The sequence below is a fragment of the Pseudomonas tremae genome (genome assembly GCF_001401155.1).
GTDB classification, from domain to species: domain Bacteria; phylum Pseudomonadota; class Gammaproteobacteria; order Pseudomonadales; family Pseudomonadaceae; genus Aquipseudomonas; species Aquipseudomonas tremae.
Window position 1 is genome coordinate 1 of the sequence record NZ_LJRO01000092.1, and the last position, 307, is coordinate 307.

Sequence of the window (307 nt, forward strand, 5' to 3'; positions counted from 1 at the left end):
CCCATGTTCCCGATCGTCAGTTCTTATCACGATGTTCTGGTTTACGCGCGAGCGCCTGATCTGCAAAGCATGGCTGTAACCGCTGCGGTTGCCGTTGGCCTGATGCTGTTGGGGCTGTTCATGTTTCGCCGTGCAGCACCGGAAATGGTGGACGTACTATGAGTCTGTTGACTGTCAAGAATCTGGGCAAGGCCTATCGTGTTTACGCCTCCGAGTTTCAGCGTATAGGTCGCTGGTTCGGAATAAGCACCAAACCCAAGGAAGAACACTGGGTCCTCAAGCACGTCAATTTCTCGATTCATGCCGG

At 53.4% G+C, this 307-nt stretch carries 2 pseudogenes; both read left to right on the forward strand.

Features of this window, described 5'->3' with window-relative positions:
• Positions 1-162, forward strand: a pseudogene (locus ALO43_RS08125) (ABC transporter permease); the annotation flags it as partial.
• Positions 159-307 (forward strand): annotated as a pseudogene (locus ALO43_RS29990) (ABC transporter ATP-binding protein); the annotation flags it as partial. The pseudogenes ALO43_RS08125 and ALO43_RS29990, both read left to right, overlap by 4 nt.